Annotated in this window: 25 protein-coding genes and 2 pseudogenes; 9 read left to right on the forward strand and 18 right to left on the reverse strand. The window is 70.3% G+C overall.

Going from position 1 to position 25,003, the window contains the following annotated elements:
- Positions 1-391: 391 nt before the first annotated feature.
- Positions 392-1,069: a DNA-3-methyladenine glycosylase gene (locus J2Z30_RS00005; protein ID WP_044577463.1), complete on the reverse strand. Its 678-nt coding sequence runs from the start codon at positions 1,067-1,069 to the stop codon at positions 392-394.
- A 168-nt stretch (positions 1,070-1,237) separates the two neighbouring features.
- Here J2Z30_RS00005 and J2Z30_RS00010 point away from each other — a divergent pair, with 168 nt between their 5' ends.
- A complete protein-coding gene (locus J2Z30_RS00010) occupies positions 1,238-2,020 on the forward strand; it encodes a sporulation protein (RefSeq protein ID WP_044577460.1) in 783 nt (260 codons plus the stop codon).
- Between the two features lie 165 nt (positions 2,021-2,185).
- Here J2Z30_RS00010 and J2Z30_RS00015 read toward each other — a convergent pair whose 3' ends face one another.
- Entirely contained in the window at positions 2,186-2,512 is a 327-nt protein-coding gene (locus tag J2Z30_RS00015; RefSeq protein WP_020872352.1) for a barstar family protein, read from the reverse strand.
- A 54-nt stretch (positions 2,513-2,566) separates the two neighbouring features.
- Here J2Z30_RS00015 and J2Z30_RS00020 point away from each other — a divergent pair, with 54 nt between their 5' ends.
- The gene (locus J2Z30_RS00020; RefSeq protein WP_245387417.1) at positions 2,567-3,139 is read left to right on the forward strand and encodes a YbhB/YbcL family Raf kinase inhibitor-like protein; all 573 of its coding nucleotides are present in this window, start codon (positions 2,567-2,569) and stop codon (positions 3,137-3,139) included.
- 106 nt (positions 3,140-3,245) lie between these two features.
- Positions 3,246-3,749 (forward strand): HNH endonuclease, encoded by a 504-nt coding sequence (locus J2Z30_RS00025; protein WP_044582107.1) that lies wholly within the window; start codon positions 3,246-3,248, stop codon positions 3,747-3,749.
- 49 nt (positions 3,750-3,798) lie between these two features.
- Here the strand turns inward: J2Z30_RS00025 and J2Z30_RS00030 are convergent, their stop codons facing one another.
- The 3 genes from J2Z30_RS00030 to J2Z30_RS00040 all read right to left on the reverse strand — a co-directional run bounded on the left by J2Z30_RS00030 (position 3,799) and on the right by J2Z30_RS00040 (position 6,210).
- Positions 3,799-4,758, reverse strand: a complete 960-nt coding sequence (locus J2Z30_RS00030; RefSeq protein ID WP_044577455.1) for an SPFH domain-containing protein — start codon at positions 4,756-4,758, stop codon at positions 3,799-3,801.
- 152 nt (positions 4,759-4,910) lie between these two features.
- Entirely contained in the window at positions 4,911-5,336 is a 426-nt protein-coding gene (locus J2Z30_RS00035) for an NfeD family protein (RefSeq protein ID WP_308279574.1), read from the reverse strand.
- Between the two features lie 82 nt (positions 5,337-5,418).
- A complete protein-coding gene (locus J2Z30_RS00040; RefSeq protein ID WP_044582106.1) occupies positions 5,419-6,210 on the reverse strand; it encodes an ABC transporter ATP-binding protein in 792 nt (263 codons plus the stop codon).
- A gap of 110 nt (positions 6,211-6,320) precedes the next feature.
- Here J2Z30_RS00040 and J2Z30_RS00045 point away from each other — a divergent pair, with 110 nt between their 5' ends.
- Entirely contained in the window at positions 6,321-7,124 is an 804-nt protein-coding gene (locus J2Z30_RS00045; RefSeq protein WP_044577450.1) for an Rv1486c family protein, read from the forward strand.
- A gap of 9 nt (positions 7,125-7,133) precedes the next feature.
- On the opposite strand, the pseudogene J2Z30_RS51600 reads toward J2Z30_RS00045, so the two are convergent.
- The 4 genes and pseudogenes from J2Z30_RS51600 to J2Z30_RS00065 all read right to left on the reverse strand — a co-directional run.
- Positions 7,134-7,352 (reverse strand): annotated as a pseudogene (locus tag J2Z30_RS51600) (beta-ketoacyl synthase N-terminal-like domain-containing protein); the annotation flags it as partial.
- Between the two features lie 178 nt (positions 7,353-7,530).
- Positions 7,531-7,770 (reverse strand): chaplin, encoded by a 240-nt coding sequence (locus J2Z30_RS00055; protein ID WP_044577447.1) that lies wholly within the window; start codon positions 7,768-7,770, stop codon positions 7,531-7,533.
- Positions 7,771-7,908: 138 nt separating this feature from the next.
- Positions 7,909-8,553, reverse strand: a complete 645-nt coding sequence (locus tag J2Z30_RS00060; protein ID WP_044577445.1) for a response regulator — start codon at positions 8,551-8,553, stop codon at positions 7,909-7,911.
- Positions 8,546-9,703, reverse strand: coding sequence for a GAF domain-containing sensor histidine kinase (locus J2Z30_RS00065; RefSeq protein WP_044582105.1), 1,158 nt, complete (start codon positions 9,701-9,703; stop codon positions 8,546-8,548). The genes J2Z30_RS00060 and J2Z30_RS00065 overlap by 8 nt, the downstream gene beginning before the upstream one ends.
- A gap of 446 nt (positions 9,704-10,149) precedes the next feature.
- Between J2Z30_RS00065 and J2Z30_RS00070 the strand changes: the two genes are divergently transcribed.
- A complete protein-coding gene (locus tag J2Z30_RS00070) occupies positions 10,150-10,905 on the forward strand; it encodes a transglycosylase SLT domain-containing protein (RefSeq protein WP_044577442.1) in 756 nt (251 codons plus the stop codon).
- 190 nt (positions 10,906-11,095) lie between these two features.
- Here the strand turns inward: J2Z30_RS00070 and J2Z30_RS00075 are convergent, their stop codons facing one another.
- Complete coding sequence (locus tag J2Z30_RS00075) at positions 11,096-13,864, reverse strand: ABC transporter ATP-binding protein/permease (protein WP_078956972.1); 2,769 nt, start codon at positions 13,862-13,864, stop codon at positions 11,096-11,098.
- Between the two features lie 225 nt (positions 13,865-14,089).
- Between J2Z30_RS00075 and J2Z30_RS00080 the strand changes: the two genes are divergently transcribed.
- Together J2Z30_RS00080 and serB are read left to right on the forward strand one after the other, a co-directional pair.
- On the forward strand, positions 14,090-15,622 hold the full coding sequence (locus J2Z30_RS00080; protein WP_052701643.1) for a streptophobe family protein: 1,533 nt from the start codon (positions 14,090-14,092) through the stop codon (positions 15,620-15,622).
- A gap of 124 nt (positions 15,623-15,746) precedes the next feature.
- The gene (serB, locus tag J2Z30_RS00085; protein WP_044577437.1) at positions 15,747-16,979 is read left to right on the forward strand and encodes a phosphoserine phosphatase SerB; all 1,233 of its coding nucleotides are present in this window, start codon (positions 15,747-15,749) and stop codon (positions 16,977-16,979) included.
- A gap of 121 nt (positions 16,980-17,100) precedes the next feature.
- Here the strand turns inward: serB and J2Z30_RS00090 are convergent, their stop codons facing one another.
- The 4 genes from J2Z30_RS00090 to J2Z30_RS00100 all read right to left on the reverse strand — a co-directional run bounded on the left by J2Z30_RS00090 (position 17,101) and on the right by J2Z30_RS00100 (position 19,643).
- Complete coding sequence (locus tag J2Z30_RS00090) at positions 17,101-17,619, reverse strand: SixA phosphatase family protein (RefSeq protein WP_044577434.1); 519 nt, start codon at positions 17,617-17,619, stop codon at positions 17,101-17,103.
- Between the two features lie 115 nt (positions 17,620-17,734).
- Complete coding sequence (locus J2Z30_RS00095; protein ID WP_044577431.1) at positions 17,735-17,953, reverse strand: hypothetical protein; 219 nt, start codon at positions 17,951-17,953, stop codon at positions 17,735-17,737.
- A gap of 151 nt (positions 17,954-18,104) precedes the next feature.
- On the reverse strand, positions 18,105-18,221 hold the full coding sequence (locus J2Z30_RS50720) for an SGM_5486 family transporter-associated protein (RefSeq protein ID WP_251983317.1): 117 nt from the start codon (positions 18,219-18,221) through the stop codon (positions 18,105-18,107).
- A gap of 99 nt (positions 18,222-18,320) precedes the next feature.
- Positions 18,321-19,643, reverse strand: a complete 1,323-nt coding sequence (locus J2Z30_RS00100; protein WP_245387418.1) for a CynX/NimT family MFS transporter — start codon at positions 19,641-19,643, stop codon at positions 18,321-18,323.
- Between the two features lie 157 nt (positions 19,644-19,800).
- Between J2Z30_RS00100 and J2Z30_RS00105 the strand changes: the two genes are divergently transcribed.
- On the forward strand, positions 19,801-20,475 hold the full coding sequence (locus J2Z30_RS00105; RefSeq protein ID WP_044577425.1) for a FadR/GntR family transcriptional regulator: 675 nt from the start codon (positions 19,801-19,803) through the stop codon (positions 20,473-20,475).
- Positions 20,476-20,536: 61 nt separating this feature from the next.
- Here the strand turns inward: J2Z30_RS00105 and J2Z30_RS00110 are convergent, their stop codons facing one another.
- The 4 genes from J2Z30_RS00110 to J2Z30_RS00125 all read right to left on the reverse strand — a co-directional run bounded on the left by J2Z30_RS00110 (position 20,537) and on the right by J2Z30_RS00125 (position 23,790).
- Positions 20,537-20,860: a hypothetical protein gene (locus tag J2Z30_RS00110; RefSeq protein ID WP_044577423.1), complete on the reverse strand. Its 324-nt coding sequence runs from the start codon at positions 20,858-20,860 to the stop codon at positions 20,537-20,539.
- Positions 20,861-21,203: 343 nt separating this feature from the next.
- Positions 21,204-21,974, reverse strand: a complete 771-nt coding sequence (fabI, locus tag J2Z30_RS00115; RefSeq protein WP_044577420.1) for an enoyl-ACP reductase FabI — start codon at positions 21,972-21,974, stop codon at positions 21,204-21,206.
- A 5-nt stretch (positions 21,975-21,979) separates the two neighbouring features.
- The gene (fabG, locus tag J2Z30_RS00120; RefSeq protein ID WP_037963432.1) at positions 21,980-22,684 is read right to left on the reverse strand and encodes a 3-oxoacyl-[acyl-carrier-protein] reductase; all 705 of its coding nucleotides are present in this window, start codon (positions 22,682-22,684) and stop codon (positions 21,980-21,982) included.
- A gap of 236 nt (positions 22,685-22,920) precedes the next feature.
- Entirely contained in the window at positions 22,921-23,790 is an 870-nt protein-coding gene (locus tag J2Z30_RS00125) for a 4Fe-4S domain-containing protein (protein WP_044577416.1), read from the reverse strand.
- Between the two features lie 293 nt (positions 23,791-24,083).
- Here J2Z30_RS00125 and J2Z30_RS00130 point away from each other — a divergent pair.
- Positions 24,084-24,929: pseudogene (locus tag J2Z30_RS00130) on the forward strand (ThuA domain-containing protein); the annotation flags it as partial.
- Positions 24,930-25,003 lie beyond the last annotated feature (74 nt).

A 25,003-nucleotide genomic window follows, 5' to 3' on the forward strand; every position in this document is an offset into this window, starting at 1 on the left:
CGTTGACTTTTGGCACGCTGTTGAGTTCTCAAGGAACGGACGCTTCCTTCGAAACCGTTTCACCGGCTTCTCCGGGCGCTTCCCTTCGGTGTTTCCAACCTTACCAGATCCGATTTCCGGTCGTTTCCGATCCGAATTCCGTTTCCGGCCCCCTGCTGGAGCGGGGTCTTTCGCGCCTTCCGGCGTGTCCACTACTTTAGCGAATTTCCCGCTCGACTCCTAATCGGAGCCCCGGGCCTTGATTTCGCGCAGCGAAACAGGACCCTGTTCGGGAATCGTCGTAGTGGTTGGCCGCTCCGGGGCCGCGGCGGTGACTCGATCCTGGGATCGTGACGACAGCGCTGCCCGTCTCAAGCGGCTCGGGCTACGTTAGGCGTCCCGTCCAGCGGAGTCAAGTTCCGACCTGACGGCGCGTCGAATTCCGGCGACGCGGGGTGTGGGCCCGGTAGGGGCTCACCGAGGGGTCGCCGTCGATCCAGAAGCGCCAGGGGTGGGTTGCGCCCTCGCCGCCCACACCGGTACGCGGACCGCTGAGCACCTGCTCGGGCCGGGCGGGGTGGCCGGTGAGTATGGCGAGCGGGGCGTCAGGGTTCCCGCACACATCGCTGCCGTCCAGTCTGCGGTCCACGCCCAGGGCCGTGGCCAGCCGGGCCGGGCCCTTGGCCAGCTCATGGTCGTTGCGCGCCTTCGGCCTGCGCTGATGGGCCCACTCATGGCCGTGCAGCACCTCGCCCGCACGCAGCAGCACCCCGCTGGGGTGGCCCTCCGGTCCGCAGACCAGGTTGAGGCAGTGCCACATGCCATAGGTGAAGTAGACATACGCATGCCCCGGGGGGCCGAACATCACGGCGTTGCGCTCGGTGCGGCCACGGTAGGCGTGCGAACCGGGGTCCGCCGGGCCCGCGTACGCCTCGACCTCGGTGAGGCGCAATTCGATCGGTCCGTCCGGGGTACGCCGGACCAGGACGCGGCCCAGGAGGTCGGGCGCGACCTCGAGGACGGGCCGGTCGAAGAAGTCACGGTTGAGGGGGGCGCGGTCGAGGGGGGCGCGGTCAGGTCCTGCTGTCACGCGCCCCGAGCGTAGTGGAACAGATATGAACCGGTGGTTGGAGGCGGCACCGATCCGCTGGAAGGGTATGAGCCGCGGAACCGTCCACGGCTGTTTCGCGTTTCTAGGTGTCAACAGTGATCGAATGCGATCGAGTCAAGACGCAGTCGCGTCCTTGAGAGGGAGAACATGGGCTTCAAGAAGCTGCTCGCGAGTATGGGTGCCGGTGGCGCTTCGGTGGAGACGGTGTTGACCGAGGAGAACGTCGTCCCGGGCGGCATTGTGCAGGGCGAGGTCCGGATCCAGGGCGGCTCGGTCGCGCAGCAGATCGAGGGGCTCTCGGTCGGCCTGCAGGCGCGGGTCGAGGTGGAGGGCAACGACCAGGAGTACAAGCAGGACGTGGAGTTCACCCGGCAGCGGCTGGGCGGCGCGTTCGAGGTGCAGCCGGGCGCGGTGCACGCGGTGCAGTTCGGCCTGGAGGTTCCGTGGGAGACCCCGATCACCATGTTCATGGGCCGCCATCTGTCCGGCATGAACGTGGGGGTGACCACCGAGCTGGCGATCGCGCGCGCGGTCGACTCGGGCGACCTGGACCCGGTCAATGTGCATCCGCTCCCCGCCCAGCAGGCGATCCTGGACGCCTTCGGCGCCCTCGGCTTCCGGTTCAAGAGCGCCGACCTGGAGCGCGGGCACATCCGTGGCACCCGCCAGCGGCTGCCCTTCTACCAGGAGATCGAGTTCTACGCGCCGGAGCAGTACCGGGGCCTGAACCAGGTGGAGTTGTCCTTCGTCGCGGACGACCGCGAGATGGACGTGGTGCTGGAGATGGACAAGAAGCCGGGGCTGTTCTCCGAGGGCAGTGACACCTACCGGTCGTTCACGATGAACCTGGCCACCTTCCAGGACACCGACTGGGCCGCGTATCTGAACCAGTGGCTCGCCCAGGTCGGCGGCAAGCGCAACTGGTTCTGAGGTTTCCCCCTCCCCGGACCGGACTTCGGCGCGGGGCGTACACCGAGGGCAGCTCGGCGCGCGCCCCGCGTTCCTGTGCGAGGGGCTCCCGCGGTCCCCGGCAGGGGGCCGTCCTCGTGCCTTCGGGAGCCGTCCTCGTGCCCCTCAGAGGCCGTCTCGTGCCCCTCAGGGGCCGTCGTCGTAGCGCACCACCAGGGGCCGTCCCTGCGCCGCCCAGTACGCCTCCGCGTCGGCCAGGATGTCGGCCGCGATCGCGGCGGCGTCGGGGTCCGCGTCGCGGAAGGCCGGCCAGCCCTGGATGTCCAGCAGACAACCGCTGGGCTCGCCGCCCTCGGCCCACCAGGACAGATCGGTGACGCAGTCGGCGAGGGCATCCCAATTCCGCCCGTACCAGTCGGGAAAGCGCAGGTCCCGGGCGCAGCGGGCGAGGAAGCCGTCCTTGTCCGTCACGCCGTCGAGGCGTAGGTGGAGGGCGAGGGTGGGGCCGGTCATGGGCGCCATGGTGCCAGCCCGCCGGGTACCGGTCTCGTTAGGCTGGCCGCGGAGATGATCCACTGCGACTTCCAGGAGGTTCTCGACGTGTCCGAGCAGAACCGGGCCCCGCTCCCCCACGACTTCCATCCGCCGGTGCCGTCGTTCTCGGTGGTGAGCGACGATGTGGCACCGGGCGGCACGCTCAAGTCCGCCCAGGTGCAGGCGGAGGGGAACACCTCTCCGCAGCTGCGCTGGGAGGGTTTCCCGGAGGGGACGAAGAGCTTCGCCGTCACGTGCTTCGACCCGGACGCGCCGACGGGCAGCGGGTTCTGGCACTGGGTGGTGTTCGACATCCCGGCCACGGTCACCGAGCTTCCGGCGGGTGCGGGCAGCGGTGGCTTCACCGGCCTGCCCGAGGGGGCCGTACAGGCGCGCAACGACTACGGGACCCGTGATTTCGGCGGGGCCGCGCCGCCGCCCGGGGACGGTCCGCACCGCTATGTGTTCACCGTCTACGCGGTGGACGCCGAGAAGCTGGGCCCGGACGCGGACGCCTCGCCCGCGGTGGTCGGCTTCAACCTGCGGTTCCACACGCTGGGGCGGGCCCAGTTGATCGGGGAGTACGAGGTGCCGGCCGCGGGCTGACGCGGCGAAATTGCGTTGTTCTCGACCGGCCTCCCGGCCAGAGTTGATCCCGGTCCCGCCGATCTCCGGCACGGGACCGGGACACCGGGATGCGGGGGTGGTCGGGATGCGCGAGACGCTGGTTCTGAACGCGAGCTTCGAGCCGCTTGCGACGGTCACGCTGCGGCGCGCCGTGGTGCTGGTCCTCCAGGACAAGGCCGTCGTCGAACACGCCCACCCGGGACTGCGGGTGCGGGCCGCGGACGTCGATCTGCCGCTGCCGCGGGTGATCCGGCTGTGCCGTTTCGTACGGGTGCCGTTCCGAAGACGTGCCCCGTGGTCGCGGCGCGGGGTGCTGGTCCGGGACCAGCACCGGTGCGCGTACTGCGGCCGCCGGGCGACGACCGTGGACCATGTGGTGCCGCGGTCGCGCGGGGGCGGGGACACCTGGCTGAATACGGTGGCCTCGTGTGCCGAGGACAACCACCGTAAGGCGGACCGGACTCCGGAGCAGGCGGGGATGCGGCTGCTCAAGGCGCCGTTCGAGCCGACGCCTTCGGATGCGCTGCTGCTGGCGCTGGGGGCGGCGGAGCGGGACGGTCTGCCGGAGTGGCTGGCGCTGCCTGCCTGAGTCCCATCCCCTGGCGCAGGCGCTGAGGGACCGCCCCGCCGCCGTCCGTTCAGTCGATCGTGGGCTGTTCGCGGCGCGGGGCGGGCTCCTTACCGGTGCCGCTGGGGGTGCCGCCGCCGTTTCCGCCGCCGGTCAACGGGCCGAAGTTGCCCATGGCCCCGCCGAGGCCCTTGAGGGCGTCGCCGATCTCGCTGGGCACGATCCAGAGCTTGTTGGCGTCGCCCTCGGCGATCTTCGGCAGCATCTGGAGGTACTGGTACGAGAGCAGCTTCTGGTCCGGGTCTCCGGCGTGGATGGACTCGAAGACCGTACGGATGGCCTGGGCCTCGCCCTCGGCGCGCAGCGCGGCGGCCTTGGACTCACCCTCGGCCCGCAGGATCGCGGACTGCTTCTCACCCTCGGCGCGCAGGATCTCGGACTGCCGGACACCTTCGGCCTGGAGGATCGCGGCACGCTTGTCACGGTCGGCGCGCATCTGCTTCTCCATCGAGTCCTGGATGGAGGTGGGCGGCTCGATGGCCTTGAGCTCGACGCGGTTGACGCGGATGCCCCACTTGCCGGTGGCCTCGTCGAGGACGCCGCGCAGCGCCGCATTGATCTCCTCGCGGGAGGTCAGGGTGCGCTCGAGGTCCATGCCACCGATGATGTTCCGCAGGGTGGTGACGGTCAGCTGCTCGATCGCCTGGATGTAGCTGGCCACTTCGTAGGTGGCGGCGCGGGCGTCGGTCACCTGGTAGTAGATGACGGTGTCGATGTTCACCACCAGGTTGTCCTGGGTGATCACCGGCTGCGGGGGGAAGGGCACGACCTGTTCACGGAGGTCGACGCGGTTGCGGATCGAGTCGATGAACGGGACGACGATGTTCAGGCCCGCGTTGAGGGTGCGTGTGTAGCGTCCGAAGCGCTCCACGATGGCGGCACTGGCCTGCGGGATGACCTGGATCGTCTTGATCAGTGCGATGAAGACCAGCACCACGAGGATGATCAGGACGATGATGATCGGTTCCACAGCGGCTCCCCGTGCCCTTCATGCGGCGATTCGGATGGTCAGGATGATCAAGTCTGGCGGTTCCCGAGGGTGGAGTCTGTCAGATCGATGGTCGACTCCGCAGCTCAACCGGGGCGCCCTCAACTCTTGGTAGGACACTCCCGGTACGGCGTCTACATGACGATGGCCGTCGCACCGTCGATCTCCACCACGTCGACCTGCTGCCCTGGTTCATAAGCCTGGCCGGGGTCGAGCGAGCGCGCGGACCACACCTCGCCCGCGAGCTTGATCCGGCCGCCTCCGCCGTCGTCGACGCGCTCGAGGACGACGGCCTGGCGGCCTTTCAGCGCCTCGATGCCGCTGCGCAGCTCGGGCTGCTGACGGCGGCTGCGGACCGCCATCGGGCGTACGACGGCGACCAATGCCACGGAGACGGCGCAGAAGACGACGACTTGAAGCACGATGCCGCCGCCGAGCGCGTCGGTGATGGCACCGGCCACGGCGCCGACCGCGACCATCCCGAATTCGGGCATCGCGGTCAGCACGAGCGGGATGCCCAGTCCTACGGCGGCGATCAGCCACCACACCCATGGATCCACATGGTCATGGTAGTTGTCCCAAGTCGCCGGGGACAGTGCGCGGATCACCTGCCGGTGGCACGGTGGGCGCAGGGGGCGGACATCAGGTCAGCGGCAGGCCCTGGGCGGTCCAGCGCTCGCCGTTGCGCTCGACGACCAGCGGGAGTCCGAAGCAGCGGGAGAGGTTGCGGGAGGTCAGTTCGGTCTCGACCGGGCCCGCGGTGAGCACCTTCCCCTGGCGGATCATCAGAACATGGGTGAAGCCGGGGGGGATTTCCTCGACATGATGTGTCACCATGATCATCGACGGGGCGAGCGGGTCGCGGGCGAGCCGTCCGAGGCGGCGGACGAGGTCCTCGCGGCCGCCGAGGTCGAGTCCGGCCGCGGGCTCGTCGAGGAGCAGCAGCTCGGGGTCGGTCATCATGGCGCGGGCGATGAGGGTGCGCTTGCGCTCGCCCTCGGAGAGGGTGCCGAACCTCCGGTCGAGGTACTCGGTCATGCCGAGGCGGTCGAGGAAGGCGCGGGCGCGGGTCTCGTCGACCGCGTCGTAGTCCTCCTGCCAGTGGGCCGTCATGCCGTACGCGGCGGTGAGGACGGTCCCGAGGACGGTCTGGCGGCGCGGCAGCTTCTCGGCCATGGCGATGCCCGCCATGCCGACGCGGGGGCGCAGCTCGAAGACGTCGACGCGGCCGAGTTGCTCGCCGAGGATCCGGGCGCTTCCGGCGCTCGGGAAGAGATAGCTGGAGGCGAGGTTGAGGAGGGTGGTCTTGCCGGCGCCGTTGGGCCCGAGGATGACCCAGCGCTCGCCTTCTTTGATCGACCAGGAGACCTCGTCCACCAGAGCCCGCCCATCGCGGACCACCGATACGTCCAGCAGCTCCAGAACCTCGCTCATGAGCGCGTTGTCTCCCATTGCAGTCTCGAGTCGTGCGTGCGCCTGTGGGCGCAGCCCCCTGAGGAAAACCTACGCCACACGTTGTCGGTGGCAGTCCTTAGGCTGGTTCCATGCTCGATGAACCACGTTCAGGGCGCCTCGCAGCTTGGGGAAATGCCCTTCTCGCCGGACTTGTCTCCCCCGATGAGGCGGCGCATCGCATCGCGGGTGAGGACGCGTCGCACCGGGTGGCCGGGCTTCCGGGGGAGTCCGCGCAGGTGGGGCTCACATTGGCGCTGGGGCGGCTGCGGGCGCTCGGGGCCAAGGGGCTGCGGGTGGCGCTGCCCATAGCGGGGCATCCCCTGGGGCTGAGCGGCCCGCCGGAGTTCAACGCCCACGCGCTCGACGCGGGCGAGGCGGTGATCGCCACCGGGGCGGCGCTCGGCCTGGTGCCCGAGGTGTCGGCGGCCGGGCCCGAGGGCGATCAGCACATCGAGGTGGTGTGGCGGTGTCAGGCCGTGCGGGAGGCGCCGCCGGCCGATGTGCCGTCGCTGAGCGAGGCCGAGCGGGAGCTGGCGGAGGCGCTGCGGGAGGCCACGGAGGTGCTCTCGCGGCTGAACGTGGCGGGGTCGGGCCCGGTGGCCGAGGCGGCCCTGGAGGCGTATCGGGCGCGGGCCGAGCGGGGGCGCGAGGTGCTGGCTCCGGGCTATCCGCCGCGGGCCATACGGGTGCTGGAGCTGGCGCAGCGGGTGGGCGCGCTGGTGGACATCGCGTATATGGCGGGCGGGGACGGCCGGGAGCACGGCGGGGCGGTGAGCGCGTCGGAGATCACGGCGCGGGCCGAGGCACTGCGGCCGGTGGAGCGCACCTCGCGGCGGGCCCAGGTGGCGGCGTACAACGCGTATGTGGAGGAGCGGGAGCGGGGCGGCCTCTGACCTTCGCGGTGAGAGCGCGCTGCTCGCACCGTCCTGGTTGGTCGCCGTGCCCCGGACGACGGCCAGCACGTGGTGCCCGTTGCGGTGTGCGTCGGAGGGCCGCTCCAGGAACAGCATGCCGACGCCCTCGGCGGGCCCGAAACCGTCGGCCGCCGCCGAGAAGGGCTTGCACCGGCCGTCGGGGGCGAGCCCGCGCCGCCGGCTGAAGCCGATGAAGGTGCCGGGCGTTCTCTGACCACCGCGGGTCTCTGACTTCGCGGGTCTCTGACCACCGCGGGGGCCGGTCTTCTCGGATCCGACGTCTCGGGCCGTCATCGGGGCTCGGGGGCTGACATGGGGCCGGCCCCGGAGGCGGGTGCCTCCGGGGCCGGCCGGTGGTGCGTCGGGATATCCGCCAGGGGGGCGGTCAGCGGACGCAGGGGACGCCGAACGCCGGGTTCATGGCCCCGATGACCGAGATGGTGTTGCTGCAGACGTTCACGGGCACGTGGATGGGCGCCTGAATGTTGTTGCCGGAAACGACACCCGGGGACGTCATCGCCCCACCGTCGGCCTGGGGGCCCTGGGCGGAGGCGACACCGGCACCGGCGACGGCGAGTCCGCCGGCCACGATCGTGAGGGCAGCGAACCTCTTGATGTTCTTCACTTCTCAAGACCCTTCATTCATCAGCGCGTCACCGCGGCGGTCCGCCGCGGTACGCCGTGAAGAACGGCCCGGACGATGGCGAGTTGCGCTGTTCGAGTGATCGCCACACGTTGGTGTGATTGCACGGAGAAACGCTGTTCATGCTCCGATCCCGTGCCGTACCGCCCATAGAGCGGCCTGGGTGCGATCGGCCAGATCCAATTTCATAAGAATGTTGGACACATGGGTCTTCACGGTCTTTTCGGACAGCACCAGCGCACGGGCGATCTCCCGGTTGGACCGGCCGTCCGCGATCAGCGCCAGCACCTCGCGTTCACGCTCGGTGAGGGACCCGCCGCGCCCCTGGCCGCCGCCGTCCTCCTGGGAGAGCAGCGCGAGGGCCACCTCGGACTGGAGCAGCACATGCCCGGAGTGGACGGAGCGGATGGCGCGGGCCAGCGCCTCGGGGTCCACGTCCTTGTAGACATAACCCGCGGCGCCCGCGCGCAGGGCGGGGACCACGGTGCGCTTCTCGGTGAAGCTCGTCACCACCAGCACCCGGGCGGGGTTGTCGAGGTCGCGCAGGGTGCGCAGCGCCTCGATCCCGTCCAGGCCGGGCATCTTCACGTCCATGAGGACGACGTCGGGGCGCAGCTCCTCGGCGCGGGCCACGCCCTCCTCGCCGTCCGACGCCTCGCCGACCACCTCGATGTCGTCCTGGACCTGGAGGAAGGTCCGCAGGCCGCGCCGCACCACCTGGTGGTCGTCGACGAGCAGCACCCGAATCCGTCCCGGGTCAGCCACCGGGCACCTCCATCTCGATCACGGTGCCCTTGCCGGGCGCCGACTCCACCGTCAGACCGCCGCCGACGCCGCCGGCCCGGTACCGCATCGACACCAGCCCGAGGTGGCGCCCGGCGCGCCGTACGGCCGAGGGGTCGAATCCCCTGCCGTCGTCGGCGACGCGGAGCCGGGCGCCCTGGCCGTGCCGGGCGAGGGTGACGTCCACCTGCCGCGCGTCGGCGTGGCGCAGCGCGTTGTGCAGGGCCTCCTGGGCCACCCGCAGCACGGCCTCCTCCTGGGCGGCGGGCAGCGCCCGTACGCCGTGGCAGGCGAAGGTGACACGGGCGGAGTGGGCCCGGTCGAGCACCCGCACCTGGGTCCTGAGGGTCGCCACGAGGCCGTCCTCGTCGAGGGCGGCGGGACGCAGCTCCACGACGGCGGAGCGCAGCTCGTCGGCGGCCTCGGCGGCGAGCAGCGCGATCTGCTGGAGCTCGTCCTTGGCGCGGCCGGGGTCGCGGTCCACCAGGGCCGTGGCCGCCTGGGCGGTCAGCCGCAGCGAGAAGAGCTTCTGGGAGACCGCGTCGTGCAGCTCGTGGGCGAGCCTGGCCCGCTCCCCCGCGATGGTGAGCTCGCGGCTGCGCTCGTGGAGCCGGGCGTTGGTCAGGGCGATGGCGGCGTGCTGGGCGAGGATGGACAGCAGCTCCTCGTCCTCGGCGGTGAAACCGCAGCCGCCCTCGGGCTTGGGGCATCGCTTGTTGGCGAGGAATACCGCGCCGAGAACTTCATCGCCATCGGCAATGGGAAGTCCCAAGAAATCCGACATAACGGGATGAGCTGATGGCCATCCCTCAAAACGGGCATCCAGTCGCACATCGGCGAGTCGCTGCGGAGTGGCGTCCTTGAGCATCGCGGCGAGAATGCCGTGCTGTCGCGGCAGCGGCCCGATGGCCTTCCACTGCTCCTCACTGACCCCATCTACTACGAACTGGGCGAAACCTCCGTGATCATCCGGAACCCCCAGAGCGGCATACTCCGCATCGAGCAGCTCACGGGCGGACACAACGATGGTCTTTAGGACATCACGGACTTCCAGATGTCGGCTCATCGCGAGCAGTGCCGCGCTCACCCGACTCAGCCCGGCCTCGGCTCCGCCGCCCCGTCCTTTCGTCATGGGCATTACCGTACCCACCGCCATCCGGTGGGCATATCGGCCGGTCGGCGGCCACCTGATAAGACCTGAGCCCTAGGTCGAACGGCGCACACGAGGCCCCCAAAGGGGCTGTTACAGGGGTGGAAAATACAAACACCCTGAGCATTTGCCTGGGCACACCGCGCAATATGAGAAGCTCCGCGATGTGAGCCCGGACACACGACCTAAATCACGTACGAACGTGCTTAGTGGACGTTTCATAGGCGACTGAGCGGGGATGACGGCCGTCCGCGTGGGCATGAGCAGCCTACTTATCCACTAAGCAGCATCGTATGTCACGCCTTTGCGACAGCTTTTTGCGGCAGCTAAGAATTTCACCCAGTCGCACGGCGCCGTAGATCCAGGAACGGCGCTCTGCGCGCCGATTTGGCCTGCGACTCAAGCGATTGGAAGAGGTCTACTCCGCCATGCCCCTGCCGAACATCCCCGGTTACAACCGTCTCACCAAGACGCACAAGTACTCCGCCGCCGGAATCGCGGCCGCCGGTGCGGCGGCCATAGCCTTCGCGGTCGTCCCCAGTGGTGACGCCGGCGCCAAGACCACGGCCCAGGACCTGCCGAACAAGCCGGTCGCCCTCACCTCTCAGAAGGCCGACGCCCAGGCCCACCACGAGGCCCTGGCGAAGCAGTCCGCCCTCGCCGCGAAGCAGGCCAAGGACGAGGCCGCGAAGAAGGCCGCCGCCAAGCAGGCCGCGGAAGAGGCCGCCGAGAAGAAGGCGGCTGAACAGGCCGCCGCGAAGAAGGCCGCCGAGGCCAAGGCCGCCAAGGAGCGCGCCGCCAAGCAGGCCGCGAGCCGCTCCGCCACGCGTATCGAGACGGTCGCCGCCGAGAAGAAGACCTACCCGGACAACCTCGACGGCTGGATCCGGGAGTCCCTCGACATCATGAAGAAGAAGGGCATCCCCGGCTCCTACGAGGGCATCCACCGCAACATCATCCGGGAGTCCGGCGGCAACCCGCGCGCCATCAACAACTGGGACATCAACGCCCAGAACGGCGTGCCCTCCAAGGGCCTGCTCCAGGTAATAGCCCCGACCTTCCAGGCGTACCACGTCGAGGGAACCCCCTGGGACGCCTACGACCCGGTCGCGAACATCACCGCCGCCTGCAACTACGCCGCGGACCGGTACGGCTCGATGGACAACGTGAACGGCCCGTACTAAGCCCGAAGGGCCCGTCCAGAACCCGGCGTTCCGACGCCGAAGGGCGACGGCACCCCCTGTGTGCGAGGGGTGCCGTCGCCCTTCTCCGTGACCGTGCTTTTCGTGACCGCGCTTTTCGTGACCGTGATTTCTCGGCCGTGCTCCCGCGGCCGTGCTTCCCGCGGCCGTGTTCTCCTGGCCGCGGTGGTGGCTACTTGCGCATGACCTCCGGCTCATGGCGGCGCAGCAGCCGTGCGACCACGATGCCGCACACGATGCCCAGGACGATCAGCGCGACCATGTCGACGCCCCACTGGGTGGTGGTGTGCTCCCACAGCGGGTCGGTGTCCAGGGGCTTCTTGCTGTCCCACGGCGCCATCATGTGACCGGCCCCCGGGCCGAGGTCCAGCGTGGCACCGGCCGCGCCGATCGCCCAGCGGGACGGCATCAGCCAGGCGAACTGCTCGACACCCGGCGATCCGAAGATCTTGAACAGCACACCGGTGAAGACCACCTGGACGATCGCGAACATGACCAGCAGCGGCATGGTCTTCTCCGCGGTCTTCACCAGGGACGAGATGACCAGGCCCACCATCATCGAGGTGAAGCCGATCGCGATCACGGCCACGCAGAGCTCGGCGGCCGGCGGCATCAGCAGGCCCTCTTCGGGCAGCTTGCGCGTCGAGAGACCGATGGCGGAGATGATGATGCCCTGGCATGCGGTGATCACGCCCAGCACGATCACCTTGGACATCAGATACGCGGAGCGGGACAGGCCGACCGCCCGTTCCCGTTCGTAGATGACCCGTTCCTTGATCAGTTCTCGTACGGAGTTGGCCGCGCCGGTGAAGCACATGCCGACCACAAGGATCAGCAACACCGTCCCGGCGGCCTGGTTGAAACTGCCCTTCGGGGCCATCTGGAGGCCGAACTTCGCCGGGATGACGACGCTCACCGCCCCCAGCACGGCGGGCAGGATCACCATCAGCCCCATGAAGCCCTTGTCGGAGCCGATCACCGACAGATAGCGGCGGATCAGCGTCCACAGCTGGGAACCCCAGCTCTGCGGCTTCTGCATCCGGGTCGGCGGCGTCTGGACATGGACGGACTGCGGGGCGACGGAGTCCAGGTCCGCGGCGTACATCTGGTAGTGCTGCGAACCGCGCCAGCGGCCCGCCCAGTCGTAGTCACGGTAGTTCTCGAACGCCGAGAAGACATCCGCCCAGCTGTCGTAGCCGAAGAAGTTGAGCGCCTCGTCCGGCGGGCCGAAGTAGGCCACCGAACCGCCCGGCGCCATCACCAGGAGCTTGTCGCACAGCGCCAGCTCGGCCACCGAGTGGGTGACCACCAGCACCGTGCGGCCGTCGTCGGCCAGACCGCGCAGCAGCTGCATGACATCGCGGTCCATGCCCGGGTCGAGACCGGAGGTCGGCTCGTCCAGGAAGATCAGCGACGGCTTGGTGAGCAGCTCCAGCGCGACCGAGACCCGCTTGCGCTGACCGCCGGAGAGGGCGGTGACCTTCTTCTCCCGGTGGATGTCCAGTTTGAGCTCGCGCAGCACCTCGTCGATCCGGGCCTCGCGCTCGGCCTCGGCGGTGTCACCGGGGAAGCGGAGCTTGGCGGCGTAGCGCAGGGCCTTCTGGACGGTCAGCTCCTTGTGGAGGATGTCGTCCTGGGGCACCAGACCGATGCGCTGACGCAGCTCGGCGAACTGCTTGTAGAGGTTCCGGTTGTCGTAGAGGACATCGCCCTGGTTGGCCGGGCGGTAACCGGTGAGCGCCTTGAGCAGCGTGGACTTACCGGAGCCGGACGGGCCGATGACCGCGACGAGGGACTTCTCCGGAACGCCGAAGGAGACGTCCTTGAGGATCTGCTTGCCACCGTCGACCGTCACCGTCAGATGGCGGGCCGAGAAGGAGACCTCACCGGTGTCGACGAACTCCTCGAGGCGGTCGCCGACCAGCCGGAAGGTGGAGTGTCCGACGCCGACGGTGTCGGTGGGGCCGATGATCTGCTGCCGGACCGGCTGACCGTTGACATAGGTGCCGTTGTGGCTGCCGAGGTCACGTATCTCGAAGCGGCCGTCGGGCAGCGCCTGGAACTCGGCGTGGTGGCGCGAGACCTGCAGATCGGAGACGACCAGGTCGTTCTCCAGCGCACGGCCGATGCGCATCACCCGGCCGGCGGCCAGCTGGTGGAAGGTGGTCGGGCTGCGGTCGCCCTGGGCGGTCGCGGTGCCGGCCGGGCCGGAGGGGCCGGCACCGGGACCGCTCTGCGCGAGGTTGCTCTGCGGGGCCTGAGGCTGCGGCTGCTGATGCGGCTGGGGGGGCTGCTGCTGCGGCTGATGGGGCGCCTGCTGCTGCGGGACGAACGGCTGCTGCTGGTGCGGGGCCTGGGGCTGGGGCTGCTGCCAGCCTTGGGGCTGCCCTTGGGGCTGTGCCTGGGGTTGCCCTTGGGGCTGCCCTTGCGGGTGCGCCTGGGGCTGCCCTTGGGGCGGCTGCCCACCCTGCTGCGGCCAGCCGCCGGGTCCGGGCTGCCGCGGCGGCTGCTGGGCGGGGGGCTGCTGACCCTGCTGGCCCTGGTGAGCCTGCTGGCCCTGTTGGGGCATGCCCATCGCCGCCTGCTGGCCGTACGCGCCCGCGGCACCCATCGAGGGGGCACCGCCCGAGGGGGCACCGCCGCCCGAGACGCTGAGCCGGGGGCCATCGGTGGCATTGCCGAGATGGACGGCCGAACCAGGGCCGATTTCCACCTGTTGGATTCTCTGGCCCTGCACATAGGTGCCATTGGTGGAACCCTGATCCTCAATGATCCAACTGCGCCCACCCCAGCGCACCGTGGCATGGCGCCAGGAGACCCTGGCGTCGTCCAGGACCATGTCGCCCTGGGGGTCACGCCCCAGGCTGTACGACCTGGATGGATCAAGTGTCCAGGTCTGTCCGTTCAATTCCAGTACGAGTTCCGGCACTCCATGCCCCACTAGTTGTCCCCCGAGTTACCCCCTGACACAGGGAGTCTAGGGATGGCGAACATCGTGAGGAACTATTTCAGGCTCAGTCCCTTCACCGGAAGTCGGGCTTTGACAAGACCGCATCTCGGGCGTCATTGACTCATCCGAAAGGCCCTCGGAAAGTGGTAAGCGCTGACGGATAGTGCGGATCATGGTTTATCCGGGCAACTCGCGACGATCGGGGGGGTCGACGGTATGAGCGCGAGCGGCGGCGTACGAGTGCCCTGGGGCCCCGCGCTGCTCGCCGCGATCGCCTCGGTGAGCTGGGCGTTCCTGGCCATGGTCGGTATCGCCGCACTCGGTCTGCATCTGATCGGCGCGGACGGGGCGGGCGCGCTCGGGCCGATGGCCGCGGCGGCGACGGTGCTGGCGGTCGGCGGTTCCGTCACTCCGTCCGGCGATGTGGGTGTCTTCGGGCTGGAGGGCGCGCAAGCTCGCGCCGCCATCGATATCGCGCCACTCGGGGTGAGTCTGGTCGGCGCGCTGCTGCTGGGATGGCTGTTCGTACGGTCGTTGCGGGGCGCGGGGGCGGTGATCGGCCGGGCCGAACTCGCCGCGCGGGCGGGCCTGGTGGCCCTGCTCTTCCTGCTGCTGCTCGCCGGGCTGACCTGGGTGGGCAACGATACGGTCACGATCGACGGTGCCACGCTCGTCCGCCGCGGTCTCGGCACCGAGCAGGCCGAGCACGATCTGCTGAGCCGGCTCCCCGAGCAGCTGGGCGATATCGCGGACATCGGCGGCGGGCTGCTGCCGGACCGGCTGTCCGACCTCGTCGGCGCGAAGGCGTCCGTCGGCTTCACCGTGGCCCCCGGCCGCTCGCTGCTGGGCGGCCTGGTGTGGGTCGTCGCCGTCCTGCTGCTCGCGCTGCTCGCCTCGCGCCGTACCCCGCTGCCGCCCGGCGGGCAGGCGCTGCACCGCACGGTCCGGCCGGCGGTGTCCGCGCTGTGCGGGGTGCTGGTGCTGGCGGTCGGCGCGGGCCTGGTGGCCGGGGTCTACGCGGCGATCGGGGACGACCATCCGGGGCTCGTGCTCGGATCGGCGCTGCTCGGCACGGTCAACGGGGTGTGGATCGGGGTACCGCTCGGGCTGTTCGTCCCCTGGTACGGCCGGGCGAGCGGTGCGCTGCGGCATGTGCTGCCCGACCCGGTGGACGATCTGCTCGCCGGGCCGGGCGGGGAGCGGCTCACGGTGGGGCGGCTGGCCGAGCTCGACGGCCGGGTCTGGCTGCTGGTGGTCGCGAGTGTGCTGCTGATGCTCGCCGCCGGGGTGCTCACCGCGGCCCGTACGCCCGTGGCGGGCTCCCGGCCGTCGCCCGCGGGGAACTCCCGGCCGTCACCCGCGGAGGACTCCCGGCCGTCGCCAGTGGCGGGCTCCCGGCCGTTCGCTTTCGCGGGGTGGTGTGCGCTGCGGCTGGGCGTGGTGACCGCGCTCGCGCTGCCGCTGCTGGTGGGGCTGACCCAGGTCTCGGCGGGAGCGAGCCTGTCCGTGCTCGGCTTCGACGCCTTCGGGGCGGGGATCGAGCTGTACGGGAACGCCGCGCTGGCGCTGGCGCTGGGCGCGGGGTGGGGCGCGGTGGCGGGGGCCGCCGGGGCGCTGGCGGCATGGGCGACGGGCGCGGCGGGGCGCCGGGCGGTGGCGCTCGCTCGGCAGCCGGAGGAGGGCGAGGGCGGGCCCCGGGGGCCGGGCGGGGGCGGGCCCCGGGGGCCGAGCGGGGGGCGTGGCGCATGACGTCACCGATCATGCGAGGGGTGACAGCACGGCGACCGGGACATGAACGTTCCGCCTCGGTCGGCCGTCCACGGTGCGGGCTGCCGCGCGCGGCGCGCGAACAGCCGGATACGGTGGGAAGACCATGAGCGCATCGCGGATCCTCCCTGTGACCACCGTTCCGGACGATGATGTCCCCACTCTCCTTGTCAAGATCTTCGGCAAGGACCGCCCCGGTATCACCGCCGGGCTCTGCGACACCCTCGCCGCCTATGGCCTGCACATAGTCGACATAGAGCAGGTCGTCACCCGGGGCCGCATCGTGCTGTGTGTCCTGGTCACGGCGCCCAAGGCCGACGGGGCGGAGGGCGATCTGCGGGCCACCGTGCACAGCTGGGCGGAGTCGATGCGGCTCCAGGCCGAGATCATCTCCGGCCGGGGCGACAACCGGCCGCGTGGCACGGGCCGGTCCCATGTCACCGTGCTCGGGAACCCGCTGACCGCCGAGTCGACGGCCGCCATCGCCTCCCGGATCACCGGCACCGGCGGCAATATCGACCGGATCTTCCGGCTGGCGAAGTATCCGGTGACGGCCGTGGAGTTCGAGGTGTCCGGCGCCGAGACGGAGCCGCTGCGCACCGCGCTGGCCACCGAGGCCGCCGATATCGGCGTCGATGTGGCCGTGGTGGCGTCGGGGCTGCAGCGCCGGGCGCAGCGGCTGGTGGTGATGGATGTGGACTCCACCCTGATCCAGGACGAGGTGATCGAGCTCTTCGCCGCACATGCGGGCTGTCAGGCCGAGGTCGCCGAGGTCACGGCGCGGGCGATGCGCGGTGAGCTGGACTTCGAGCAGTCGCTGCACGCGCGGGTCGCGCTGCTGGCGGGGATCGACGAGTCCGTGGTGGAGAAGGTGCGCGCGGAGGTCCGGCTCACGCCCGGCGCCCGTACGCTGATCCGCACCCTGAAGCGGCTCGGCTATCAGGTGGGCGTGGTCTCCGGTGGCTTTACGCAGGTCACCGACGACCTCAAGGAACGTCTTGGCCTGGACTTCGCCTCCGCCAACACCCTGGAGGTCGCGGACGGCAAACTGACCGGCCGGGTGATCGGCGAGGTGGTGGACCGGGCGGGCAAGGCCCGGCTGCTGCGGCGCTTCGCGGCCGAGGCGGGGGTGCCGCTGGTGCAGACGGTCGCGATCGGCGACGGGGCGAACGACCTGGACATGCTGAACGCGGCCGGTCTGGGGGTGGCCTTCAACGCCAAGCCGGTGGTCCGGGAGGCCGCGCACACCGCCCTGAACGTGCCGTTCCTCGACACCGTGCTGTATCTGCTGGGCGTGACCCGCGATGAGGTCGAGGCGGCGGACGCACACGTGGACTGACGAGCCCGGTCCGGAACGCGGAACGGCCCCCGCTCCCCCGTACGGCTATGACGACGGTGAAGCGGGGGCCGGTGCGTTGGGGCGTGGCATCACGCCCGGGGCGGCACGTCCGGCGAGCGGCTCACTCGTGGGGCGCCCAGAAGCTGGTCAGCCGCCCGCAGCCGATCTCGACCGACTTCCACGAACCGCTGAACGTCACGACCGCGAACGCGGAGGTGGGGAAGGCTCCGCGGTCCATGCGCTCCTTGGCGTCCTCGTCGGCCTCGCCCGCCAGCGCGTCGGCGAGGCCGTGCATCCCGGGGTTGTGACCGACGACCAGCAGGTCGGTGACGTCGTCCGAAGTCTCGTTGATCACCTCGATGAGCTGACCGACCGGGGCGTCGTACAGCCGCTCCTCGTAGACGGTCTTGGGGCGCTGCGGCAACTCGTGGACCACCAGCTTCCAGGTCTCACGGGTGCGCAGTGCGGTGGAGCAGAGGGTGAGTTCGGGGGTGAGACCGGCGTCCGCGATCCGGCGCCCGGCGAGCGGGGCGTCATTGCGGCCGCGCTCCGCGAGTGGGCGCTCATGGTCGGCCACCTGGGGCCAGTCGGCCTTGGCGTGTCGAAGGAGGACAATCCTGCGGGGCACATCGACGCTCATGCGTCCCAGCTTCGCATGAATCGGTGCACGAGGCGCAGGGTGTTGGAACGACCTCGTCAAACGTGAGCACACCCGCGATACGGCGGACACAACTGATCTCCACCGCCTACGGTGGTCACGGTGCCGCCTCTCCGAAGGTCCGCCGCACCAACTCCACGACCTGCGAGACCGGCCCTGAGCCACCGCTGTCGGCGTGGGCGTCGGTGGGTCCGGTCAGCAGGAGCAGCAGCGCCGCGAAGGCCACGGCCGGGAGGGCGACGGCCCACCACGGCAGCCGGGTGTCCATGCCGCTGTCCACCGGATGCGCGGGCCGGGTCTGGGTGCGGGCGGACATGGGATCGCCTCCGGGGTCGCCGAACGTGTCGATGGTTCGACGGTACGGAGCGGGCGGGGCGTCTCCCATCCGGTGAGCCACCCAGTTACCCCTGAGCCCTGCCCCCTAGGGGATGGTGGGGCCAGCCCCACCATCCGGCATCCGCACCAGGTCAGGGCGAGGCGATGGTGGCGATCACGCCGATGATCACGGTGATGCCCAGCATCACGCCGAAGATGACGAGGAGCTTCTTCTGGCCGTTCGGGGGGTTCTCATCGAGCACTGGCATGGCACCAGTGTCCCATCCCCGGTACGCGAGACCGCTCAGCCCTCGCCCTGCTCAGGCATTGCGCTTGTCAGCCTTGGTCCTCGTCAGCCTTGGTCCTCGTCAGGCTTCGTCCTCGAGGTGGCGGTCGCGTCCGGCCAGTACGCCCGCGACGATCTGCGGCACCATGAACCCGGCCATCAGCGCGAGCGGCTGCCCCCAGCCGCCGCTGTGCTGGTAGAGCACGCCGACCAGCAGCGGGCCCGGGATGGACAGCAGATAGCCGACGCTCTGCGCGAAGGCCGACAGCCGGACGACGCCCGCGTGGGTCCTCGTCCGCATCCCGATCATGGTGAGGGCGAGCGGGAAGGCGCAGTTGGAGACGCCGAGCAGCAAGGCCCATGCCCAGGCGCCCCCGGCCGGGGCCAGCCACAGCCCGGCGTAACCGGCGAGCCCGAAGACGCCGAGGGTGACGACCAGGACGCCCTGATGCCGCAGCCGGGCGGCGATCCGCGGCAGGACGAAGGCGAGCGGCACACCCATCGCCATCATCACGGCCAGCAGCAGACCCGAGGTGGAGGCGGAGACCCCCGCGTCCCGGAAGATCTGCGGCATCCAGCCCATGGAGATGTACGCGGCGGTGGCCTGGAAGCCGAAGAAGACGGCCATCGCCCAGGCGAGGGGGGAGCGGGTGATGCGCGTCGCGGGGGCGTCGGCGGGGGCCGCGGCAGTCTCGGCCGCGGCGGGCGCGTCCGTATCCGTACCGCCCGCTTCCGTGCCGCTCGTACCGGCGCGAGCGGCACGGGAGAGGAACAGCCAGGGCACCAGCGCCACCGCGGCGAGCAGCGCCCACGCCCCGAGGCCGCTCCGCCAGGAGCCGCCCAGTGCGTCGGTCATCGGCACGGTGGCCGCCGCGGCGGCCGCCGTGCCCAGCGACAGACCCATCGAGTACAGCCCGGTCATCGCGCCGACCCGGTCCGGGAACCAGCGCTTGACGATCACCGGCATCAGGATGTTGCTCACCGCGATCCCGGCCAGGGCGAGCGCGCTGGCGGCCAGGAAGACCACGGTCCCGCCGGCGAAGGGGCGCACCAGCAGACCGGTGGCGATGGCGGCGAGCCCGGCGCAGACGATGGCCCCCGGCCCCCAGCGCCGGGCCAGCCGGGGCGCGGTGAGCCCGAAGAGCGCGAAGCAGGCCGGAGGCACGGAGGTGAGCACTCCGGCGACGGTGCCGCTCATCCCGAGGTCGTCGCGGATCTCCTCGAGCAGCGGACCGAGACTGGTGACGGCGGGGCGGAGATTGAGCGCGGCGAGCATGAGCCCTGCCGCCATGACGCGGCCGCGCCAGGGCGAGGCCGCGCGGCGCGGTCCTCCGTGTTCCGCCGGGCGGGGCGCGGAGGCGGCGGTCCCGGGCGTCGCGAGGTCGTCAGACGGGGGCGTATGCATGCCGACCATCATAGAATCATAGGATGAATGCCCGTCCAGTGGATAACGGCCACCCGGTAACGGCCGGACGGCATCATGGAAGGGTCGTCCGTTTGCCCACCTCAGGCAGCATCCGCAGCGCATCCGCCGCACGCACAGCCGCACGCACAGGAGAGTCATGCCGCTGACCTCGCCCCGGCGTTCCGCCCTCGCCGACCAGGTGATCGCCCAGCTGCGCGCCCAGATCACCTCGGGCGAATGGCCGGTGGGCTCGCGGATCCCCACCGAGCCCGAGCTGGTCGAGCAGCTCGGGGTCGCGCGCAACACGGTACGGGAGGCCGTGCGCGCGCTCGCGCACAACGGACTGCTGGACATCCGCCAGGGCTCAGGCACGTACGTACTGGCGACCAGCGAACTGGCCGGGGTGATGCACCGCCGCTTCGCCGCTGCCGACCCCCGTCATGTGGCCGAGCTCCGGAGCGCGCTGGAGACGAAGGCGGCCCACCTGGCCGCGGAGCGCCGTACCGAGCAGGATCTCAAGCAGCTGGACGCCCAGCTGGACCGGCGCGAGCGGGCCTGGGAAGCGGGCGACCCGGACGCCTTCGTCGAGGCGGACGCCACCTTGCACATGGCGGTCGTGGCCGCCGCGCACAACGATGTGCTGGCCGAGCTGTACGCGGATCTGGGCGCGGTCGTACGGGACTTCCTGCGCGCGGACGTCGACAGCGGGATGGGCCCGGACACGTATGTGGACCACGGACGGCTGGTGGAGGCGATCCGGGAGGGGGACGGGGAGCGGGCGGCGGCCGAGGCCAGCACCCACCCGTTCAGCTGCCGTTTCCGGAGCCGCTGAGCGACCGGCCATGGGCGGGCGCATGCCATAAGCGCGGACGCATGCGTAGCAGCCCCCGCGCTCAGCGGTGGCTCACCCAGGCCTTCCGTATCTCCTTCCAGCAGCGCTCGGCGAGCCGCACATACTGCGCCGGGCCGACCTCCACCGGGCGGGCATCCATGTCCGGGTCCCACCAGTGAGCGCATTCGACATGCAGCTGCACCCGGTCGGCGCGGGGGTTGGGGTTGAAGCAGCTGGCGGTGACGTGCGAGCCGCGCACCGTGGTGCTGCAGGCGGCCTCGCGCGGCCGGGGCCGGTCCTGCGCGGCGGAGCCGGAGGCGGCGATGACCAGACCCACCGTGGCGACGAGCAGCACCGCGGCCGCGACACGGCGGGTCGTACGCATGCGGGACCTCCTCGGCCGTGTCGCTGGCGCCGGCGCTCCGGTGAGTCGGTTCGTCGTATCAGGCGTATCGGGCGTATCGGGAGTGCTGGGAGGCGTATCGGGCGTATCGGGGGCGCTGGGAGGCGCATCAGACGTCTCGGGCGTATTGGGGCTGCCGGGGTATCGGGCGTATCAGGTGTTACGGGGTGTATGACTCCACAGTGCGCGTACCCGCCACCCGTACGCGCGTCCTGCTCCCCCGAACGGATGAACGCGGGAGCGGAACGGCCGCCGCCCGGACCCGCGGTGCGCGGGAGCGGGACGGCGGCCGTCGCGCGGAAACGCTTTGGGCGCGGCCGTGGGCTCAGGCACCCATCATGTGCACACCGCCGTCGACATGCACGATCTCGCCCGTAGTGCGCGGGAACCAGTCGGACAGCAGGGCGACGACGCCGCGGCCGGCCGGCTCCGGGTCGGTCAGGTCCCAGCCGATCGGGGCCCGGTGGTTCCACACGTCCGCGAGCTCCTCGAAGCCGGGGATGGACTTCGCGGCCATGGACTTGATGGGCCCGGCGGAGACCAGGTTGCAGCGCACGTTCTTCTCGCCGAGGTCGCGGGCGAGGTAGCGGTTGGTCGACTCCAGCGCCGCCTTGGCCACGCCCATCCAGTCGTACTTCGGCCAGGCGAACTGGGCGTCGAAGGTCAGACCGACGATCGAGCCGCCGCGCTCCATGACCGGCAGGCACGCCGTGGTGAGCGCCTTGAGGGAGTAGGCCGAGACATGCACGGCCGTGCCGACGTCCTCCCAGGTGCCCTCGAGGAAGTTGAACGCGCCCTGCGGGCCGAAGGCGATGGAGTGCACCACGCCGTCGAGGTCGACGCCCTCGCCCAGGTGCTCGCGCACCTTGTCGGCCAGGCCGTCCAGCTGCTCCTGGTTCTGCACGTCCAGCTCGATGACCGGGGCGGGCTTGGGCAGCCGCTTGGCGATCCGCTCCACGAGGGAGACCCGGCCGAAGCCGGTGAGGATGACCTCGGCGCCCTCCTCCTGGGCCAGCCTGGCGGCGTGGAAGGCGATGGACGCCTCGGTGATGACGCCCGTGACCAGGATGCGCTTACCAGCGAGAATTCCACTCATGACGTTCAGTGACCCATGCCCAATCCGCCGTCGACAGGGATGACGGCTCCAGTGATGTACGCGGCCTCGTCGGAGGCCAGGAAGCGGACCGAGGCGGCGATCTCCTCGGGCTGCGCGTAACGCGCGAGCGGTACCTGCTTCACGATGTTCTCGCGCTGATCGTCGTTGAGCGCGCGCGTCATGTCCGTGTCGACGAAACCGGGCGCGACCACATTGACGGTGATGTTGCGCGAGCCCAGCTCGCGGGCGAGGGAACGGGCGAAGCCCACCAGGCCCGCCTTGGACGCGGCGTAGTTCGCCTGACCGGCCGAACCCATCAGCCCGACGACCGACGAGATCAGCACCACGCGCCCCTTACGGGCCCGCAGCATCCCCCGGTTGGCCCGCTTGACCACGCGGAACGTGCCGGTGAGGTTGGTCTCGAGGACGGCGGCGAAGTCCTCCTCGGTCATCCGCATCAGCAGCTGGTCGCGGGTGACCCCGGCGTTGGCCACCAGGACCTCGACCGTGCCGTGCTTCTCCTCGATCTCCTTGTACGCCTGCTCGACCTGCTCCGGCTCGGTGATGTCGCACTTGACCGCGAGGAAGCCGGCCGGCGGCTCACCGGACCGGTAGGTGATGGCGACCTTGTCGCCAGCGTCCGCGAAGGCACGGGCGATGGCGAGGCCGATGCCGCGGTTGCCTCCGGTGACGAGAACCGAGCGGCTCAAGGGACCACCTTCTCTTGTCGATCTCTGTCGATTGTTCCTGCGGGACGTCACAGCGCGTGCCGACCCCTACCCCCGCAAACTATCGGTCCCAGGCCCTCGAGGAGGAATCGGGCACCCACAGGGGCGGGTGTCCCTCCCTGTCGACTTCCTACAGAAACGCAGTGGTCACCCGACCTCCGCCGGGCTCTGTCCCGGCCTCTCCCCAACCCGGGCCTCTCCCCAGCCCGGCCGCTCCCTCACCACCGGACGGCCGTGAAATCGATCGGCCGGGGCCGCAGCAACCCCGTGCGCTCCGCCAGCGCCCGCAACCGCCGGGACATCTCGTCGGCGTCCAGATGGCACCGGTCCCCGTGGCCCGGCAGGATCCACTCGAAACGCAGCCGTCCGGCCACCCTCGCCAGTGAGACGGCCAGCTCCTCGATGGAGTGCCAGGTCACGCTCTCCGCCACGGCCAGATCTCCGAGCGCGCGCGACCAGTAGACGCTGTCACCGCTGAAGCAGTACCGGTCGTCCGCGAGGTAGAGCACGCTGCCCACGGTGTGACCCGGCAGCGGATGGGCGGTGACCCCCGGGCCGATCTCCACGGGCTCCAGGCCGCGGATCACCTGGTCCGCGTCGGGCGCCGCGTCCAGGTCGCCCTCGTGGATCCACAGCCGGGCGCCGAAGTGATCGGCGTAGCGACGGCCGTGTGCGGCGTGGTCGCGGTGGGTCAGCAGCACATCGGTGACGGGGCCCGACGCCGCGTAACGCCCGGCCAGCTCCCGGCTCCAGCGCGGTGTGTCGATCATCATCGCCGTGCCGGACGGCCGCGGCAGCAGATAGGAGTTGGCCCCGGCGGTGTGCTGGGAGTTGTGGCCGCAGATCAGTACACCGTCGTCCAGGGCCATGGGGAACGGGTCGAGCGCCCGGTCCGGCTGCCCGGACGCCGGGCGGATCGAGCGGGTGGGGCAGGCGAACACGGCGGCATGCAGGCGCCGCGCCTCCGCCTCGTCGCGCGGCTGACGCACGACCTCCGACCGCCCGCCGACCTCGCTGATCAGCTCGGGCGCTAACTGCCGGGCGACATCGCAGTTGGTACAGCGGTCGTCCACGTACCAGTCGTCCATGACTGGGCTCCTTCCGGAATGCGGCCCTGAGCGGAACCGCCCTTCCAGGGATAGCCAGCCGCGGCCAAAACCGGTAGGCCCTGCCGATCTTGTACTTCCGGGCCCGAGCCCCTCTCGCGTGGCGGATCTCTTGACGCCCTTGGTTCAGACCTTTAAGTTCACCTCGCCCATCTGCGAAGGGCCGTGCCTCTGCGGTGGTGAACGACCCGCTCCGCAGCCGTGTCGGCGTTCGCCGTCAATGTCCTGATCCCCCACCCGTGACAGCGGCATCATCCGTACAGCGAGGAGCGCACATGCAGAAGAGCGGAGACATCAGATCGTCCAGGACGCCGTCCGTGGTCATACGGCTGCTGATATTGCTGGCAACGCTGCTGGGACTGGCGGTCACTCCGGTCCATGCGACGGCCCGCGACGCGGCCGCGCCATTCAAGGTGTTGGCCCTCTACAACGGGACGTGGGACGCCGCCCACATCAACTTCGTCCACGAGGCGAACGACTGGTTCCCGATCCAGGCCGAGCAGAACGGTTTCACCTATACGGCGAGCAACGACTGGAATCAGCTCAACGACATCGGGACCGACGACTACCAGGTGGTGCTGTTCCTCGACGACCTGCCGCAGACCGCCGCCCAACGGGCTGGATTCGAGCGCTATATGCGCGCGGGCGGCGCCTGGATGGGATTCCACGTGGCGGCCTTCACCACCGAGGCGCAGAGCTGGCCCTGGTACCACGATGAGTTCCTCGGCAGCGGCAACTTCAAGTCCAACACCTGGGGACCGACCACGGCCACCCTGCGGGTCGAGGACCGGACCCACCCGTCCACCAAGGCCCTGCCCGCCACCTTCACCTCGTCGGTCAGCGAGTGGTACAGCTGGTCGAAGGATCTGCGGCAGAACCCGGACATCAAGATCCTGGCCTCCGTCGACCCGAGCAGCTTCCCGCTCGGCACCGATCCCAACCAGACCTGGTACGACGGCTACTACCCGATCCTGTGGACGAACAGCAAGTACAAGATGCTGTACGCCAACTTCGGGCACAACGCGATGGACTACGAGCACAACACCCCCCTGTCGTCCACCTTCGCGAGCGAGACACAGAACCGGTTCCTGCTGGACGGGCTGAAGTGGCTCGGCGGAGCGGGGTGACTCCGGGCTGAACGTGCGGCCCTGACCCCACGCGGAACGCCCCCGATGTACGTGCCGCGTACGTGCCG

This window comes from Streptomyces iranensis, assembly GCF_017874715.1.
In the GTDB taxonomy this organism is placed as follows: Bacteria; Actinomycetota; Actinomycetes; order Streptomycetales; family Streptomycetaceae; genus Streptomyces; species Streptomyces iranensis.